The organism is Amycolatopsis sp. (genome assembly GCF_035546795.1).
In the GTDB taxonomy this organism is placed as follows: Bacteria; Actinomycetota; Actinomycetes; order Mycobacteriales; family Pseudonocardiaceae; genus Amycolatopsis_E.
Genome location: NZ_DASZWC010000061.1, coordinates 24,026 through 40,189, shown reverse-complemented (window position 1 = coordinate 40,189; position 16,164 = coordinate 24,026). Strand labels below are relative to the sequence as shown.

Annotated in this window: 15 protein-coding genes; 9 read left to right on the top strand and 6 right to left on the bottom strand. The window is 69.7% G+C overall.

All coding sequences use genetic code 11. The annotated features are described in order from the left end of the window. The first annotated feature begins 3 nt into the window (after positions 1-3). Positions 4-1,320 carry an allantoinase AllB gene (gene allB, locus VHD82_RS31320; RefSeq protein ID WP_325712201.1) on the top strand — a complete coding sequence of 439 codons (1,317 nt, stop codon included), beginning with the start codon at positions 4-6 and terminating at the stop codon, positions 1,318-1,320. Continuing rightward, positions 1,321-2,319, top strand: a complete 999-nt coding sequence (gene alc, locus VHD82_RS31315) for an allantoicase (protein WP_325712200.1) — start codon at positions 1,321-1,323, stop codon at positions 2,317-2,319. On the opposite strand, the gene VHD82_RS31310 is transcribed toward alc, so the two are convergent. The 3 genes from VHD82_RS31310 to VHD82_RS31300 form a co-directional block, all read right to left on the bottom strand. Further along, positions 2,291-3,070 (bottom strand): MBL fold metallo-hydrolase, encoded by a 780-nt coding sequence (locus VHD82_RS31310; RefSeq protein WP_325712309.1) that lies wholly within the window; start codon positions 3,068-3,070, stop codon positions 2,291-2,293. The two genes, alc and VHD82_RS31310, sit on opposite strands and share 29 nt — an antisense overlap. Before the next feature lie 42 nt (positions 3,071-3,112). Then, positions 3,113-3,643, bottom strand: a complete 531-nt coding sequence (locus tag VHD82_RS31305; RefSeq protein ID WP_325712198.1) for a CoA-binding protein — start codon at positions 3,641-3,643, stop codon at positions 3,113-3,115. A gap of 171 nt (positions 3,644-3,814) precedes the next feature. After that, positions 3,815-5,107: an O-acetylhomoserine aminocarboxypropyltransferase/cysteine synthase family protein gene (locus VHD82_RS31300; protein ID WP_325712197.1), complete on the bottom strand. Its 1,293-nt coding sequence runs from the start codon at positions 5,105-5,107 to the stop codon at positions 3,815-3,817. Between the two features lie 72 nt (positions 5,108-5,179). Here VHD82_RS31300 and VHD82_RS31295 point away from each other — a divergent pair, with 72 nt between their 5' ends. Then, positions 5,180-6,037 (top strand): aldo/keto reductase, encoded by an 858-nt coding sequence (locus tag VHD82_RS31295; protein WP_325712195.1) that lies wholly within the window; start codon positions 5,180-5,182, stop codon positions 6,035-6,037. On the opposite strand, the gene VHD82_RS31290 is transcribed toward VHD82_RS31295, so the two are convergent. Further along, complete coding sequence (locus VHD82_RS31290) at positions 6,000-6,872, bottom strand: putative RNA methyltransferase (protein ID WP_325712194.1); 873 nt, start codon at positions 6,870-6,872, stop codon at positions 6,000-6,002. The two genes, VHD82_RS31295 and VHD82_RS31290, sit on opposite strands and share 38 nt — an antisense overlap. A 208-nt stretch (positions 6,873-7,080) precedes the next feature. On the opposite strand from VHD82_RS31290, the gene VHD82_RS31285 reads away from it, so the two are divergent. From VHD82_RS31285 to VHD82_RS31260, 6 genes are all read left to right on the top strand, one after another. Further along, positions 7,081-8,469 carry an ammonium transporter gene (locus tag VHD82_RS31285; protein WP_325712192.1) on the top strand — a complete coding sequence of 463 codons (1,389 nt, stop codon included), beginning with the start codon at positions 7,081-7,083 and terminating at the stop codon, positions 8,467-8,469. Further along, positions 8,466-8,804: a P-II family nitrogen regulator gene (locus VHD82_RS31280; RefSeq protein ID WP_325712191.1), complete on the top strand. Its 339-nt coding sequence runs from the start codon at positions 8,466-8,468 to the stop codon at positions 8,802-8,804. Before VHD82_RS31285 ends, VHD82_RS31280 begins: the two co-directional genes overlap by 4 nt. A gap of 9 nt (positions 8,805-8,813) precedes the next feature. Next, the gene (locus VHD82_RS31275) at positions 8,814-11,129 is read left to right on the top strand and encodes a [protein-PII] uridylyltransferase (RefSeq protein WP_325712189.1); all 2,316 of its coding nucleotides are present in this window, start codon (positions 8,814-8,816) and stop codon (positions 11,127-11,129) included. Positions 11,130-11,191: 62 nt separating this feature from the next. Further along, positions 11,192-11,548, top strand: coding sequence for a hypothetical protein (locus VHD82_RS31270; RefSeq protein ID WP_325712187.1), 357 nt, complete (start codon positions 11,192-11,194; stop codon positions 11,546-11,548). Positions 11,549-11,585: 37 nt separating this feature from the next. Continuing rightward, positions 11,586-12,479 carry a Ku protein gene (locus VHD82_RS31265; protein WP_325712185.1) on the top strand — a complete coding sequence of 298 codons (894 nt, stop codon included), beginning with the start codon at positions 11,586-11,588 and terminating at the stop codon, positions 12,477-12,479. A gap of 400 nt (positions 12,480-12,879) precedes the next feature. Then, a complete protein-coding gene (locus VHD82_RS31260; RefSeq protein ID WP_325712183.1) occupies positions 12,880-13,764 on the top strand; it encodes a hypothetical protein in 885 nt (294 codons plus the stop codon). Between the two features lie 67 nt (positions 13,765-13,831). Here VHD82_RS31260 and VHD82_RS31255 read toward each other — a convergent pair whose 3' ends face one another. Beyond that, positions 13,832-14,269 carry a MarR family winged helix-turn-helix transcriptional regulator gene (locus VHD82_RS31255; RefSeq protein ID WP_325712181.1) on the bottom strand — a complete coding sequence of 146 codons (438 nt, stop codon included), beginning with the start codon at positions 14,267-14,269 and terminating at the stop codon, positions 13,832-13,834. A gap of 10 nt (positions 14,270-14,279) precedes the next feature. Next, complete coding sequence (locus tag VHD82_RS31250; RefSeq protein ID WP_325712179.1) at positions 14,280-16,046, bottom strand: ABC transporter ATP-binding protein; 1,767 nt, start codon at positions 16,044-16,046, stop codon at positions 14,280-14,282. Positions 16,047-16,164: the final 118 nt, after the last annotated feature.

The window sequence follows — 16,164 nt, the reverse complement described above, 5'->3', positions numbered from 1 at the left end:
GCAGTGGACCTGGTTTTCCGGGCTCGGCGGGTGGTCACCGACGCGGGCGAGAAGTCACTGAGCGTGGGTGTCGACGGCGGGCGGATCGTCGCCGTCGAGCCCTACGACGCCGGGCCGAGCGCCGATCGCGTGGTCGAGCTGGGCGAGGACGAGGTGCTGCTGCCCGGGCTCGTCGACACCCACGTGCACGTCAACGACCCCGGCCGCAGCGAGTGGGAGGGCTTCGAGACTGCCACCCGCGCGGCCGCCGCCGGGGGGATCACCACGATCGTCGACATGCCGCTGAACAGCCTCCCGCCCACCGTCGACGTGCCCGCGCTGGAGGTCAAACGCAAGACGGCGCACGGCAGGGTGCACGTGGACGTCGGCTTCTGGGGCGGCGCGATTCCCGGCAACGGCGGCGAGTTGCCGTCGCTGCACGAGGCCGGGGTGTTCGGGTTCAAATGCTTCCTGCTGCACTCCGGCGTGGACGAGTTCCCGCCGCTGGGCGAGGCGGAATTGGAAGCCGACCTGAAGATCCTGCGCGAGCTGGACGCGATGATGATCGTGCACGCCGAGGATGCCGAAACGATCGACGGCGCCCCGCAACCGCACGGCGAGCACTACGAGGACTTCCTGCGTTCCCGCCCGCGTGGCGCGGAGAACGTCGCGATCGCGCAGGTCATCGAGCTGGCCCGGCGCACCGGGGCACGCGCGCACATCCTGCACCTGTCGTCCTCGGACGCGTTGCCGATGATCGCGCGCGCCAGGGCGGAAGGCGTCCGGCTCACCGTCGAGACGTGCCCGCACTACCTGAGTTTCACGGCGGAGGAGATCGCCGACGGGGCCACCCAGTTCAAGTGCTGCCCGCCGATCCGCGAGGCCGACAACCGCGAACGGCTGTGGCAGGGCCTCGCCGACGGCACGATCGACTGCGTGGTCAGCGACCACTCGCCGTGCACGCCGGAGCTGAAGCGCCCTGATTTCGGCGAGGCCTGGGGTGGCGTGGCGAGCCTGCAGGTCGGCCTGCCCGCGGTGTGGACGCAGGCGCGGGAGCGGGGGCACTCGCTTTCCGACGTCGTGCGCTGGATGGCCGCGCGGCCGGCGGAACTGGTCGGCCTGCGCGGGAAGGGCCGGATAGCGGTGGGCGGCGACGCGGACTTTTGCGTGTTCGCTCCCGCGGAGGAGTTCGTGGTGGACGTGGCGAAGCTGCGGCACCGCAACCCGGTCAGCGCATACCACGGCCGCACGCTGGCCGGCGTGGTGCGCTCGACCTGGTTGCGCGGCAACGAGATCACGGGCTCGCCGCAGGGCAGGCTGCTGGTACGAGGGAGGGACTGAGTGGAACGTCCGAAGTGGACACGAGAGCCGGACCTGGCGTCCCGGCGCGTCGGCGGCAGCGTGCTGTGGGCGAACGACGAGCTGTTCGCCGAGCGGGAGAACCTGATCATCCCGGCCGAACCGGAGTTCCGGCCGTGGAACTTCGGGCACAAGGGCCAGATCTACGACGGCTGGGAGACCCGCCGCCGCCGCGAACCGGGCAGTGACGCGGCGATGGTGCGGCTCGGCCTGCCCGGGCTGATCTCCGGGGTGGTGGTGAACACCGCCTTCTTCACCGGGAACTACCCGCCGTTCGCGTCGGTGGAGGCGCTCGCGGTGGCGGGCTACCCGAGCCCGGCCGAACTGTCCGAAATGGACTGGCAGCCGATCGTGCCGCGCGTGGCGCTCAAGGGCGACAGCGAGAACTTCTTCGAGGCGGTGGGCAAAGGCCGGTTCACCCACGTCCGGCTGAGCATCCACCCGGACGGCGGCGTGGCCCGGCTGCGGGTGCACGGCACGCCGGTGGCCGACCCGCGGCTGCTGGACCTGGGCTCGCTGGACCTGGCGGCGCTGGAAAACGGGGCGCGCGTCACCGGCGCCAGCAACATGTTCTACTCGTCCCCGGCCAACCTCATCTCGCCCGGTTCCGCGGCCGTGATGGGTGAGGGCTGGGAAACCGCGCGCCGCCGCGACGACGGGAACGACTGGGTCACCATCGCGCTGGCCGGCGCCGGGGTGCCGCGGCTCGCCGAGCTGGACACCAGTCATTTCAAGGGAAACGCGCCCGGCTGGGCCGCGCTCTCGGGTTCGGTGGACGGGCACGAGTGGTTCGAGGTGCTGCCCCGCACCCGGCTGCAGCCGGACACGCGGCACCGGTTCCCGCTGGCGGAGGCGCGCGAACTCGCCCACCTCCGCCTGGACATCTATCCCGACGGCGGAATGGCCCGGCTACGGCTGTACGGCGGCCTCACCGAAGCCGGCCGGCGGGAGTTCACCGAGCGGTTCCACGCCGGATCGTGATCGATTCGCCGGGTTCGAGGACGTGCAGCCGTTCCCCGAGCCCGGCGTTCGCGAACGCCTTGCGGATCGCGTCCGGGCCCTCGGTGAAATGCTCCCAGCCGCGGATGTGCAGCGGGACGACGTGCTGCGCGCCGAGCATCCGGGTGGCCTCCACGGCCGCCTCACTGGTCAGCGTCAGCGGTGCCCCGTCGAACAGCGATGTCCGGGCCGCGCCCGCGAACAGCACCGCCACGTCCACCTGGCCGACCCGGCGCGCGATGAGGCGCACCTGGTCCAGCGAGGCGTTGTCCCCGGACACGTAGACCGAGGGCAGGCCCTTGCCGCGCAACACGAAACCGATGACGTCACCGGTGATGCCCTCACAGCCGGGCGGTCCGTGCTGGGCCGGCACGGAGATGACCTCCAGGCCGCCCACCGAGATCGCCGCCCACGGCGGCAGGCCCTGTGCGGTGCCGCCCAGCCGTCGCGCGCCGCTGACGGTGGTCAGGGTCAGCAGGAGCCGCCCGACGAGCTCCCGGCCCGCGGCGTCGAGGTTGTCCGCGTGCTGGTCGTGTGACAGCAGCACCGCGTCGATCGGCTCGAGGTCCGCCGGCTGCAGCGCCGGGGCCTCTGTCTTGGTCAGGGGCCGGTCCGGGGCGCCTTCCTTCGCGCCCGCCGGACTGAACGTCGGATCCGTCAGCAGCCGTTTGCCGCCGATTTCCAGCAGTGCCGTCGGGCCACCAACGAAGGTCAGCCGCAACTCGTCCGTCATGCCACTCACAACGCTGATTATCTCGCGGATTCTTCCGTCGGATCAGGGTTTTCCTTGTCTGCGCGACGAGATCACGCCGGTGTTGAAACCGGCGAGATGCAGTCCGCCGGCGAAGCGCGCGTGCTCGATCTTCACGCAGCGGTTCATCACCACGTCCAGCCCGGCTTCGGTGGCCCGTTCCGCGACCGGTTCGTGCCACAGACCCAGCTGCAACCACAGCGTGTTCGCGCCGGCTTTGATGACGTCCTCGGCGACTTCCGGCAGGTCATCGTGCTTGCGGAACACGCTGACCAGGTCCACTTCGCCCGGAATGTCCGCCAGTGACGGGTACACCGGCCGGCCGAGCAGTTCGTCGAGCCGGGGGTTGACGAAGTTCACCTGGTAACGGCTGGACGACAGCAGGTACGTCGCCACGAAGTAGCTCGGCCGCGCCGGATTGTTCGATGCGCCGACGATGGTGACCGATTTCGTGCGGGACAGGATGGCCTGGCGCTGCCGCGCCGTCGGCGGCTGCCAGGACAATTCGTGACCCGTGCGGACGGCGTGCTGCGGAACCGTGGTTTCGAGTGTCATGCGGCCCTACCTTCAAGGACGCGGCAAGCCGCGGCAGTGTCGTGGGCCGGCATGGTGTCGATGATTCGCTCGCGAGCGTCGCTCATGCGGCCCTACCTTCAAGGACGCGGCAAGCCGCGGCAGTGTCGTCGGCCGGCCTGGTGCCTGATGATTCGGGCCTGCAAGCAGTCTTCATGCCTCTTTCACCGCCGCGGCCAGCGCCTGGTCGAGGTCCCACAGGATGTCGTCGACGTCCTCCAGGCCGACCGAAAGCCGGATCAGGTCCGGGCCGACGCCACCGGCCGCCAGCTGCTCGTCGGACAGTTGCTGGTGCGTGGTGGAGGCGGGGTGGATGACCAGTGTGCGGGCGTCACCCACGTTTGCCAGGTGCGAGAGCAGTTCGACCGACTCCACGAACTTCTCGCCCGCGGCGCGGCCACCCTTGACACCGAAGGCGAACACCGCGCCCGGCCCTTGCGGCAGGTACCGCTTCGCGCGCTCGTAATGCTTGTGGCTGGGCAATCCGGCGTAGCTGACCCACGCCACGCGCTCGTCGGCTTCGAGGAACTCCGCGACCGCCTGCGCGTTGGCCACATGCGCGTCCATCCGCTGCGGCAGCGTCTCGACTCCCTGCAACAGCAGGAACGCCGAATGCGGCGACAGCACCGCTCCGATGTCGCGCAACTGCTCGGCGCGCAGCCGGGTGCAGAACGCGTACTCGCCGAAGTTCTCCCAGTACTTCAGTCCGCCGTAGGAAGGCACGACCTCGGTCATCCGCGGGAACTTCCCGTTGCCCCAGTCGAACCGGCCGGACTCCACGACGATGCCGCCGAGCGTGGTGCCGTGCCCGCCGAGGAACTTCGTCGCCGAGTGCAGCACGATGTCCGCGCCTTGCTCGATCGGGCGGCACAGGTACGGGGTGGCCAGCGTCGCGTCCACGACCAGCGGGATGTCGTGGCCGTGGGCCAGGTCGGCGAGCCCGGCGAGATCGGCGATGCCGCCGCTCGGGTTGCCGATGACCTCGGTGAAGATGAGCTTCGTCTTGTCGGTGATGGCCTCGGCGTAGGCGTCGATGGAGTCCCCGGCGACGAAGGTGGTGTCCACGCCGAAGCGCCGCAGCGTGCCGTCGAGCTGGGTGACGGTGCCGCCGTAGAGACCGCCGGCGGACACGATGTGGTCGCCGGCCTCGGCCAGCGCCGAGAAGGTGAGGAACTCCGCGGCCTGGCCGCTGCTCGTGGCGACCCCGCCGATCCCGCCTTCGAGGCTGGCGAGTCGCTCCTCGAACGCGGCGACCGTCGGGTTTCCGATGCGGCTGTAGATGTTGCCGTACTTCTGCAGTGCGAACAGGTTCGCCGCGTCGGCCGCGTCCTCGAACACGAAACTCGTGGTCTGGTAGATCGGCACCGCGCGCGCCCCGGTGGCCGGATCCGGTGTCCCGCCGGCGTGCAGGGCGCGCGTCCGGAAGCCCCAGCTGCGTTCAGTCACAGCGGCGACGTTACCCACCGTTCACCAGGTGAGCCAAGATTCCCGGCTGGCGAGAGTGGGTAGCTTCACCGCATGACCGATACACAGACCACTCCAGGAGGCATCTTCCAGCTCGGCGGCGACCTGCCGGTGCACCGTCTCGGCTACGGCGCGATGCAGCTCACCGGCCGCGGTGTGTGGGGCGAGCCCGAGGATCGCGAGGGCGCCAAGGCCGTCCTGCGGCGCGCCGTCGAGCTGGGGGTGAACCTCATCGACACCGCCGACTCCTACGGCCCGTATGTCAGCGAGGAGATCATCCGCGAGGCGCTGTATCCCTATCCGGACGATCTGGTCATCGCGACCAAGGGCGGGTTCGTGCGCACCGGGCCGGACAAATGGGTCCCGCTCGGGCGGCCGGAGTACCTGCGCCAGGAGGTCGAGATGAGCCTTCGCCGGCTCGGCCTGGAGCGCATCGACCTGTACCAGCTGCACCGCATCGACCCGAAGGTCCCGGTCGCCGACCAGCTCGGCGAGCTGGCCGCGCTGCAACGTGAGGGCAAGATCCGGCACATCGGGCTGTCCGAGGTGGACGAGTCGCAGATCGAGGAAGCCGCCAAGACGGCGGACATCGTGAGCGTGCAGAACCTCTACAACCTCACCGAGCGCAAGCACGAGGCGGTGCTGGACTACGCCGAGCGCAAGGGGATCGCCTTCATTCCGTGGTTCCCGATCGCCACCGGCAAGCTCGCCGAGCCCGGCGGCACGCTGGAGCACGCCGCGAAGGAACACAAGGCAGCGCCCGCCCAGCTCGCGCTGGCCTGGCTGCTTCGCCGTTCCCCGGTGATGTTGCCGATCCCCGGCACGCGGTCGGTCGCCCACCTGGAGGAGAACGTGGCCGCCGCGTCGATCAGCCTCACCGACGAGGATTTCCAGGCCCTGTCGGCGTTGTGACGTCCTTGCGCCGGTAGACCGAGACCAGGAAAGCCGTGGTCACCGCGAGCGGTTCGGTGAGCTCGGCGAGCCTGGTCAGCCGCGCGGGGTGGTGGGCGTTCGGGCCCATCAGCACCGCGCGGCGCGCGTCGCCGGGGGAGAGGGTGACGGTCTGCTGCTGTTCGAAACGATCCTCCGGCTCGAAGTAGGCCGACAGGGCGGCGTCGAGGCGCTGTTCCTTCCGGTCGTCCACGTCGAGGAGATCCACGACCGCCGCCAGCTCGCGCAGATGGCCTGGCTGTGGCGAAACCACGATGAGCCTTCCGCCGGATTCGAGGACCCGGTGGAATTCCGCGCCGTTGCGCGGGGCGAACACGTTGAGCACCAACGAAGCCGAGCCGGTCGCCACCGGCCACGGTGCCCACAGATTCCAGACCGCCGCGCCCAGCCGCGGATGGGCTTTCGCCGCGCGCCGCAGGGCAAGGGCCGAAACGTCCAGCGCCAGGCCCGTCGCTTCGGGCAGTTCGTCGAGCACACGCGAGAGGTAGTAGCCCGTGCCCGCGCCGGCGTCGACCACGAGGCCGGTGGTGCCTGCCGCCTGTGCGGCGACCAGATCCGCCATCGGCGCGTAATGCCCGGCGCCGAGGAATTCCACCCGCGCCGCCACCATTTCCGCGGTATCGGCCGTGCCCGCGGGTACCTTGGCGTGCAACAGGTTCACGTAACCCTGCTTCGCCAGGTCGAAACTGTGCCGTCGCGGGCAGCGCAGGCTCCGGCCCGCGGGCGCCACGGGGTCCCCGCACACCGAACAGCGCAGCGCTCCCACCACCGAAGGGGGCAGGTCTTCCTGCGACATTCACACCCCTGCCGTAGCCGTTCCGGACCGCCTCACGCAGCGTATCTGACGACGACGTTTCGTAAACCGGCACAACCTGACGCCCGCTGGGAAACGTTCTCGTAACAAGTGGGCGACCACAGTTCACGCGGGCGAAACGTCGGATGCCGTCCCGTGAAACACCCGAAATCGAAACTCCCGGGCAATATCTCGATTCCGGGAGGACGATGTGCTGAACGCAGGAGACACCGCATGGGTGTTGGCCAGCGCCGCGCTGGTCATGCTCATGACACCAGGGTTGGCGTTCTTCTATGGCGGCATGGTTCGCGTGAAGAGCGTCCTGAACATGCTCATGATGAACTTCATCTGTCTGGCGATCGTGTCGGTTTTGTGGGTGCTCTACGGCTTCGGTGAGTCGTTCAGCACTGACGCGTTCAGCGGGCTGATCGGTAACTTCGACCACGCCGGCTTCGCCAACACGTGGGGTCACCTTGCCGGTTTCGCCACCGCGGCGACCGACACCTCGCCCGCTGTCGCCTGGCCGGGCGGCGACGCTCTGCCGGTGCTCGCCTTCGCGATGTTCCAGCTGATGTTCGCGGTGATCACCCCGGCGCTGATCTCGGGCGCGATCGCCGACCGCGCCAAGTTCTGGGGCTGGTGCCTGTTCGTGGTCGTGTGGGTCACGGTCGTGTACTTCCCGGTCGCGCACTGGGTGTTCTCGTTCGACGGTTTCATCGGCCCGGACGCGCTGGGCGGCTGGATCTCCAGCAAGCTCAAGGCACTGGACTTCGCGGGTGGTACCGCGGTGCACATCAACGCCGGTGCGGCAGGCCTCGCGCTGGCGATCGTGCTCGGCAAGCGCAAGGGCTGGCCGAAGGACACCGGGCGCCCGCACAACGTGCCGTCCGTGCTGCTGGGCGCCGCGCTGCTGTGGTTCGGCTGGTACGGCTTCAACGCCGGTTCGGCGCTGTCGGCCGGTGACCTCGCCGGGGTCGCTTTCACCAACACCACCGTCGCCACCGCGGCCGCCGTGCTGGGCTGGCTGCTGGTCGAGCAGCTCAAGTTCGGCAAGCCGACCACGCTGGGCGCCGCCTCCGGTGCCGTGGCCGGTCTGGTCGCGATCACCCCGGCCTGTGGTTTCGTGACGCCACTCGGCTCCATCGCGATCGGCATCATCGCCGGTGCGCTCTGCGCACTGGCCGTCTCGCTCAAGTACAAGCTCGGCTTCGACGACTCGCTCGACGTGGTCGGCGTGCACCTGGTCGGCGGTCTCGTCGGCACCCTGCTGATCGGCTTCTTCGCGACCACCAGCGTCAACTCGCTCGGCGCGGACGGCCTGTTCTACGGCGGCGGGCTTTCGCAGCTGGGCAAACAGGCGGCGGCCGCCTTCGCGGTCCTGGGCTACTCGTTCATCCTGACCCTGATCATCGGCTTCGTCATCAAGGCGGCAGGCGGCTTCCGGGTGTCCACAGAGGACGAGGTCAGCGGCATCGACGAAGCGCAGCACGCGGAAAGCGCGTATGACTTCGGCGGGCCCGCGTTCGGCGGGAGCGGCGGCACCACACCCACCCCGGTGCCGTCGAAGGACGGCGTTGCCCTGGAAGGGAGCAAGGCATGAAGCTGATCACCGCGATCGTCAAGCCGTTCACGCTCGACGACATCCGCGCGGCGCTGGAACAGCTCGGCACACTGGGCATGACCGTCAGCGAGGTGCAGGGCTACGGCAGGCAGAAGGGCCACACGGAGGTCTACCGCGGCGCCGAGTACGCCGTGGACTTCGTGGCCAAGCTGCGCGTCGAGGTCGTGACCGACGACGCGGGCGTCGAGAAGGTCATCGAGGCGATCGTCAACGCCGCGCACACCGGCAAGATCGGTGACGGCAAGGTGTGGGTCACGCCCGTCGAGACCGTGGTCCGGGTTCGCACCGGCGAACGCGGCACGGACGCCTTGTAGGCCCGGGCGATGGTTCTCGGGGGGGAACTCGCCAAGGCGGCGAACCGCCTGCTGGAGGGAAGACACGGCAGGCTCGGAGCGAACGCGCTCCGGGCCGCCCTCGTCGACCTCTACGAGTTCTGGCTCAGCAAGGCCGCGGCGGCGGCCGGTGTGGACACCGCGGACCCGGGTGTCGCACTGGTCGCCGTCGGCGGCCTCGGACGGCGCGAGCTCGTGCCGTTCTCCGACCTCGACCTGGTGCTGGTGCACAACCAGAATCCCCAGGTCGCCGAAATCGCCGATGCGCTGTGGTACCCGCTGTGGGACGCGCGCATCGGCCTCGACCATTCCGTGCGCACCCCGGCGGAGGCCCTGCAGGTCGCGTCCGAGGATCTGCGCACGGCGATCGGCCTGCTCGACGCCCGGCACATCGCCGGGGATCCCGAGCTGACCGCCAGGCTGGCCGCCGCGGCGCGCGACCAATGGCGCCGCACGGCCCGCAAACGCCTGCCGGAACTGGCCGAATCGACCAGCAAACGCTGGCAGCGTAGCGGTGAGATCGCCCAGTCCGCGGAGCCGGATCTCAAGCACGGCAAGGGCGGCCTGCGCGACCTCGGCGTGCTGGACGCGCTCGCGGTCGCGCAGCTGACCGACCGCCCTGGCGAGGAATCGCGCGAGGCACGGGAACTTCTGCTCGACGTGCGCACCGAGATGCGGCGCGAACTCCGGCGCGACCGGGACATCCTCAGCGCGCCCGACGCCGAACTGGTGGCGGCCGAGCTCGGTTTCGGGGACAGGTTCACGTTGGCGCGTAAGCTTTCCGGCGCCGGCCGCGCGGTCGGTTACGCCGTGGAAGTCGCGCTCCGGTCCACTGTGGAGCCGCCTCGGGGCCGCTTCGGGCGGCGGCCGAGCCGGACCCCGCTCGACGAGGGCGTGGTGCTGCACGGCAACGAGGTCGCACTGGCCAGGGATGCCGTACCGGCCAAGGATCCCGCGCTGCTGTTGCGGGTGGCGGCCGCATCGGCCCGGACCGGAGTGCCCATTTCGCACGGGACACTGCGCACGCTCGCCGACTCGGCGCCGGAGCTGCGCACGCCGTGGCCCGCCGACGCGCGGGACGCGCTGACCGAGTTGCTCGGCGCGGGCGAAGGCCTCATCGATGCCGTGGAAGCCTTGGACCGCACGGGTTTGTGGGCGCGGCTGTTCCCGGAGTGGGGCGCTGTCCGTGACCTGCCACCGCGGTCGCCGGTGCACGCCTGGACCGTGGACCGGCATCTGGTGCAGACCGCCGTGGAAGCGGCGAACCTGACCACGACGGTGTCCCGGCCGGATCTGCTGTTGCTCGGTGCCCTGCTGCACGACATCGGCAAGGGCCGCGACGCCGATCACTCCGAACTCGGCGCGGCGATCTCGGTGCAGGTGGCCCGCCGGGTGGGACTGTCCGAAGCGGATTCGGCGATGGTGTCGGCGATGGTGCGTCACCACCTGCTGCTGCCGCACACCGCCACCCGCCGGGACATCGAGGAGCCCGCCACGGTGCAGCGCGTCGCCAAGACGGTGGACAACGACGTGGTCCTGCTCGAACTCCTGCAGGCGCTCACCCAGGCCGATTCGCTGGCCACCGGGCCCGGGATGTGGACGGACTGGAAGGCCGGGCTCGTCGCGAACCTGGTCACCCGGTGCAAACAGGTCATGCAGGGCAAGGGACTCAGCCCGCCCGAACCGCTGAACGCCGAACAGCGCGAGCTGATCGCCACGGCGGTGCGCAGCGGCCGCGGCGAGGCGCTGATCTCCTCGAACGGCAACATGGCCACGGTCGTGCTGGCCGTGCCCGCCCGTGCCGAACTGCTCGCGCCCGCGGCGGGCGTGCTGGCCCTGCATTCGCTGGAGGTGCACACGGCGATACTGCGCGGGCACGGCGAAGGGCGGGCCGGGATTTTCACGGCCTCACCCAAGTTCGGTTCGCTGCCGGACAGCACGCTGCTGCGGGAACAGTTCGCCCGCGCGGTGGCCGGCGGGCTGGCGCTGGAGGCGAAACTGGCCGCGAAGGAACGGGACTACCAGACCCCGGTCCGGATCGTGGCCAAACCGAAGGTGCTCTGGTTCGACGGCGAGACCGGCGGGCCGAACACGGTGGTGCTGGAACTGCGTGCGGCGGACCGGATCGGGTTGCTGTACCGGGTCGCCGGTGCGCTGCAGTCCTGCGATGCCGAGGTGCGCTGGGCGAAGGTCGCGACACTCGGCGGGGCGGTGGTGGACTCGTTCGCCGTCGCTCCCCGCAGCGGCCGGATCGACCAGCCGTGGCGGCAGCGCGTCGAACAGGCTGTTCTGGCGGCCGCTCCCTGAACCGGGACGGGACAGGGCGTGTCGCGCGGGCCCGGCGTGATCGCGATGGCAGTATGTCGCGCATGCCGGAGCTCGAGCCGACCGTCCTTCCCATCACGGTGGCCGCTTCCCACCTCCGCGCGTGCGCTGCCGAGCTCGACGGCGCCCAGGGCACGGAGCTGGGGGACCTGACAGCGGTGATCGGCGATCTCGTCGCCGGGCAGCGAATGCTCTCCAGCGCGCTCAACCGCCTCGCCGAGCAGGTCGACGCCGGCCAGGAAGGGGTACTGGCCGCCGCGCCGCCCTCACAGGTACAGGCGATGGCTCAGGTACTCCATGCGGCGGCGGGCGCGTTCGGCTATTCAGCGGATGCCTTGTGCGAAAGCGAGCCGCTCGCACGCGTGCTGGCGGAATTCGGTGGTCCCAACACCCGTTTGTAGCTATTAGCCCACCGGCGCGCGTGGATACGCTTTCCGGATGCGCACAGTGTGGAAAGGCACGATCGGATTCGGCAGCTCGGCCATTCCGGTGAAGGCCTACAGCGCCACCGAAGACCACAGCACGCCGCTGAACCAAGTGCATTCCGCCGACGGCGGCCGCGTCCGCAACAAGCGGATCTGCGAGGTCGACGGCGTCGAGATCCCGCCGGGCGAGCTCGGCCGCGGCTACACCCTGCCTGGTGGTGACGTGGTCATCCTCAGTGACGAAGAACTGGCCGCTCTTCCTTTGCCCACAGCGCATTCGATCGAGATCCTCGGGTTCGTGCCCGGCGGCCAGGTCGACCCGCTGTACTTCGTGAAAAGCTACTTCCTCGAGCCGGAGGTGCCTGCCACGAAACCGTATGTGCTGCTGAGCGAGGCGCTTGTGCAGGCGGACCGGGTGGCGATCGTGAAAGTGGCGATCCGGCAGAAGGAAACGCTCGGCGCGCTGCGGGTCCGCGGCCAGGTGATCATGCTCGACACGCTGCACTGGCCCGCCGAGGTGCGCACCCCCGATTTCCCGTTCCTGCACGACGATGTGGACGTGCGGATGGCACAGGTGCGGGCGGCGGCGAACCTGATCGAGAACCTTTCCGGTGATTTCGAACCCGGCCGCTACTCCGACGGTTATTCGGCCGCGCTGCAGGCGCTTATCGAGGCGAAGGTGGACGGCCGGGACGTCCTGCAGCCCACCGCCGCGGTCCAGGACGCCGGCGTCGAGCAACTGCTCGACGCGCTCCAGGAGAGCGCGCAGGAACGCACGGACACCGACCAGGCCACCTCACCTGCCGTGGCACGCGCGAAGGCCGCCGCGGAGAAGGCCAAAGAGGGCGCGACCAAGGCGAAGAAGGCCACGTCAAAGGCACGTTCGGCGTCCAAGTCCCGCCGCTGACGGTGCGTCCGGAAAAAATCTTGGCAAACCCGCGTCACGCGTGTGGGTGGCGTGCGTCCCACTGCCGCGCCGGAAGCAGAGCGACGGCACTTGAGTAGATCTACCCAGGCCTACTTGGGTGTCATCACGCTGCCCGCCGTGCCCCCTGCCCGGCAGGCTTAGGGACATCGCGTCGAAGGTGTTCCGAGGGAACTCGCCAGGTACTGGGGGTCCGGCGAGCGACGAGCTTGTGCGATACGCCTTCGGCGCGACCATGCGGGTGGCTCGGCGAGGGGGCGAGCCACCCGCATGTGTGTCCGGCAGGTTCCGCAGTTCTCCCGTACCCGCTACGGTTCGCCCCTGCTCGTCGTGCCCTTGTGATCGTTCCGGTCGTGTCGGGCGGTTCGGCGAGGATTACCGGGTGAACACGGATGTCAGCATCAACCTGGTCGCGTTCGAGGTGCGCGGCGCGGGGGAACCGATCGTCGTGCCCGCCCCCACCCAGGCCGAGGACGGCGTCCGGCAGGCGTGGGCGACGGTCCGCCGTGAACACGAGGTGACTCCCCGTGACGTCTCCCGGCTGCACACCGAATGGGAACCCTCACGCGCGGACGCGGTCTTCCTCTCGGCCACCTTCCCGGACGCCGAGCGCACGTACAGTTTCTCGCGCCCGGAGCCCGGCGGCTGGGAGCACGCGTTCGAAGAAGTCCGCCGCTCGATGATCGAGGCCGAGCTGGCCGAGCGGAACTCCGGCGCCCGCAACGGGGAACTGCTGCCGATCCTGTGGAGCGCGTCCTCCCCGCAGGCCGAGATGCTGAACTTCCTGCCCTGTGCCGAGCTCGTGCCCGCGAAGGTTTCCATCGCGCTGGCCAACGTCGCGCAGACCTCGCGCGGCACCTTCGGGCTGCGGCACGTCACGAAGGCCGCCTACGACAACATGGGCACGTCGTTCGAACAACTGCTCGCCGAGGCACGCGGAAACCTCGTGCGCGGCTTACGGATCAACGTGCACGAGGTGGGCGACGAGGGCAACTTCCTGTCCTGGAGCCGAGATGACGGCTTCGCCGGCTCCGCCCTGGCGCTACCGGACTTCTTTTGCATGATGTCGAACTCGCTGGAGACGAGCAGGCTCGTGGTCGGCCTGCCGTGCCCGGAGTTCCTTTACGTGGCCGAGGCGGACACCGGGCTCGGGGACATGATCACGCAGCTGACCCTGGAATCGGAATACGCCGACACCGAACTGGTGCCGTGCGTCCTCCACCTCGACCGCGACGGGATGCGCCTGCTCGCCGAGCGCGGCGCCTGACCGGGGGTATGCGTGCCCGCTCCGGCGCCGGCCATCCCCGGCGCCGGAGCGGTCGCGTGTCCCGCCCTCAGGCATCCGCCAATCGGTCCATCACCTTCGCCGCCAACCGCAGCAGCTCCCGCTCCGTCTCGGTCAGCGTGTCCGTCATCGCCCGCGCCAGCCAGCGTTCGCGCTGCTCGCTGTAGTCCCGCAGGGTGCGCAGCCCGGTCTCGGTGATCGTCAGCAGCGACTGCCGCCCATCGGCCGGATCGGGGCGGCGCGCGATCAGCCCTTCCTGTTCCAGCGTCGCGAGCACCCGCGTCAGCGACTGAGGCTGGATCCGTTCCCCCTCCGCCAGCGCTTTCGGCGTCTGGGTGCCGGCGCGGTACAGCCGGCTCAGCACGGCGAGCACCAGCGGGCTCGGGCCGCGCCGGTCGCGTTCGGCCCGCATCCGCCAGTTCAGCCTGCCGACCCCCTCCCGCACGACACGGGCGAGTTCGGCCATCTCCTGGTCGGCATCGGGCATGACTGACAGCTTAAGGCGAGACTCCCCGCACCAGCCGGGCGTAGCGCCCGCCGAGCGCGAGCAGCTCGGCGTGCTTGCCCCGTTCCACGATCCGGCCCTCGTGCAGCACCACGATCTGGTCCGCGGTTTCCACAGTGGACAGGCGGTGCGCGATGGTGATCGTGGTGCGCTGCGCCGCGAGCCGGTCCAGCTCGGCCTGCACGGCGCGTTCGGTGCGGTTGTCCAGCGCGCTCGTCGCCTCGTCGAGGACGAGCACCGGCGGGTTCCGCAGCAGGATCCTGGCGATCGCCATCCGCTGCTTCTCCCCGCCGGAAAACCGGTAACCCCGTTGTCCCACAACGGTGTCGTATCCCTCGGGTAGTCCGGCCAGTGTCTCGTGGATGTGCGCGGCACGGGCCGCCCGTTCGATCTCCTCGTCGGTCGCGTCAGGTTTGGCGAACCGCAGGTTTTCCCGCACCGAAGCGTGGAACAGATACGTCTCCTGTGAGACCAGCCCGACCGCCCCGGCCAGTGACTGCAGTGTCACGTCGCGGACGTCCACGCCGTCGATGAGCACCCGGCCCTCGTCCGGCTCGTACAGTCGCGCGACCAGGTACGCCAGCGTGGTCTTGCCCGAACCCGTCGCGCCGACGAGCGCGGTGGTGGAGCCCGCCGGGATCTCCAGGTCGATGTCGCGCAGCGTCGGGGAATCGCCGTAGGAGAAGGAAACCCCGCGCAGGCTGACGGTCCCGTCGCGCACGGCCAGCTCACCGGCGCCCGGCCGGTCGGTGATCTCCACCGGCAGGTCCAGCACCTCGAAGATGCGACCGAACAAGGCCGTCGCGGTGGACAGGTTCTGGCCGACCGACTGCATCGCGGTGGCCGGGCCGACCAGCCGGTTGAGCATGCTGGTGGAGGCCACCACGGTGCCGATCGTCGTCGGACTGGCGCCATGCGCGAGCGCCATCCCGGCCAGCCAGTACACCAGCGCGGGCACACAGGTCAGGCAGATCCGTCGCGACGCCAGCTGCCAGCGGCCGGCGAGCGCGGATTCCCGTTCCAGCCGGGAGATCTCCCGCGACTCGGCGGCGAACCGGGCACGCAGCTCCGCGCCGTTGCCCATCGTCTTCGACAGCAGGACCCCGGCCACCGACAGGGATTCCTCGACCATCGTGGTGAGCCGGGCGAGCCTGCCCTGCCTGCCACGCGCCAGTTTCCGGCGACGGCGGCCCAGCCGGAGCGTGAACACCAGGAACACCGGCACCACGAGCAGGCCGAGCACGGCCAGCTGCCAGTCCATGATCACCAGCGCGACCGCGATGGCCAGCATGGTGATCCCGTTCACCGCGAGCGAACTCGCCGTGGTGTTGACGACGTTGTCCACCCCGCCGATGTCGTTGAACACCCTGGAGAGCACCTCGCCGGTGCGGGTCCTGGTGAAGAACGCGAGCGACATCTGTTGCAGGTGCCCGTAAACGCCCACCCGCAGGTCGTTCATCACGCGCTGGCCGATCGAGTTCGCGAGACCGGTCGAAGCAACGCTCACCGCCCCGCTGCCCAGTGCGGAGACGATCATCCCGGCGGCGAGCACGGTGAGCAGCAGGGTGTTTCGCTGCGGCAGCGCCTCGTCGACGATGCGGCGCAGGAAGAACGGCGAAGCCACCCCGAGTGTCGCCTGCACGACGATCACCGCGAGCAGCCCCGCCAGCTGCCCTCGATAGGGCCCGAACAGGGCGATGATGCGGGACAGCGGCACCCGCTGTTCCTCTTCGGGAGGCGCCTCCGTCAACGAAGTCATAAACATGACCTTACTAATCCGGTCGACAGATTAAGGAAAATCGGTGAAACTACTAAACACTGTCTTGGTATCGGTTTCGCCTGGTTTCGCGGTACCCGCAGCTCGGGACAGGCGGGCG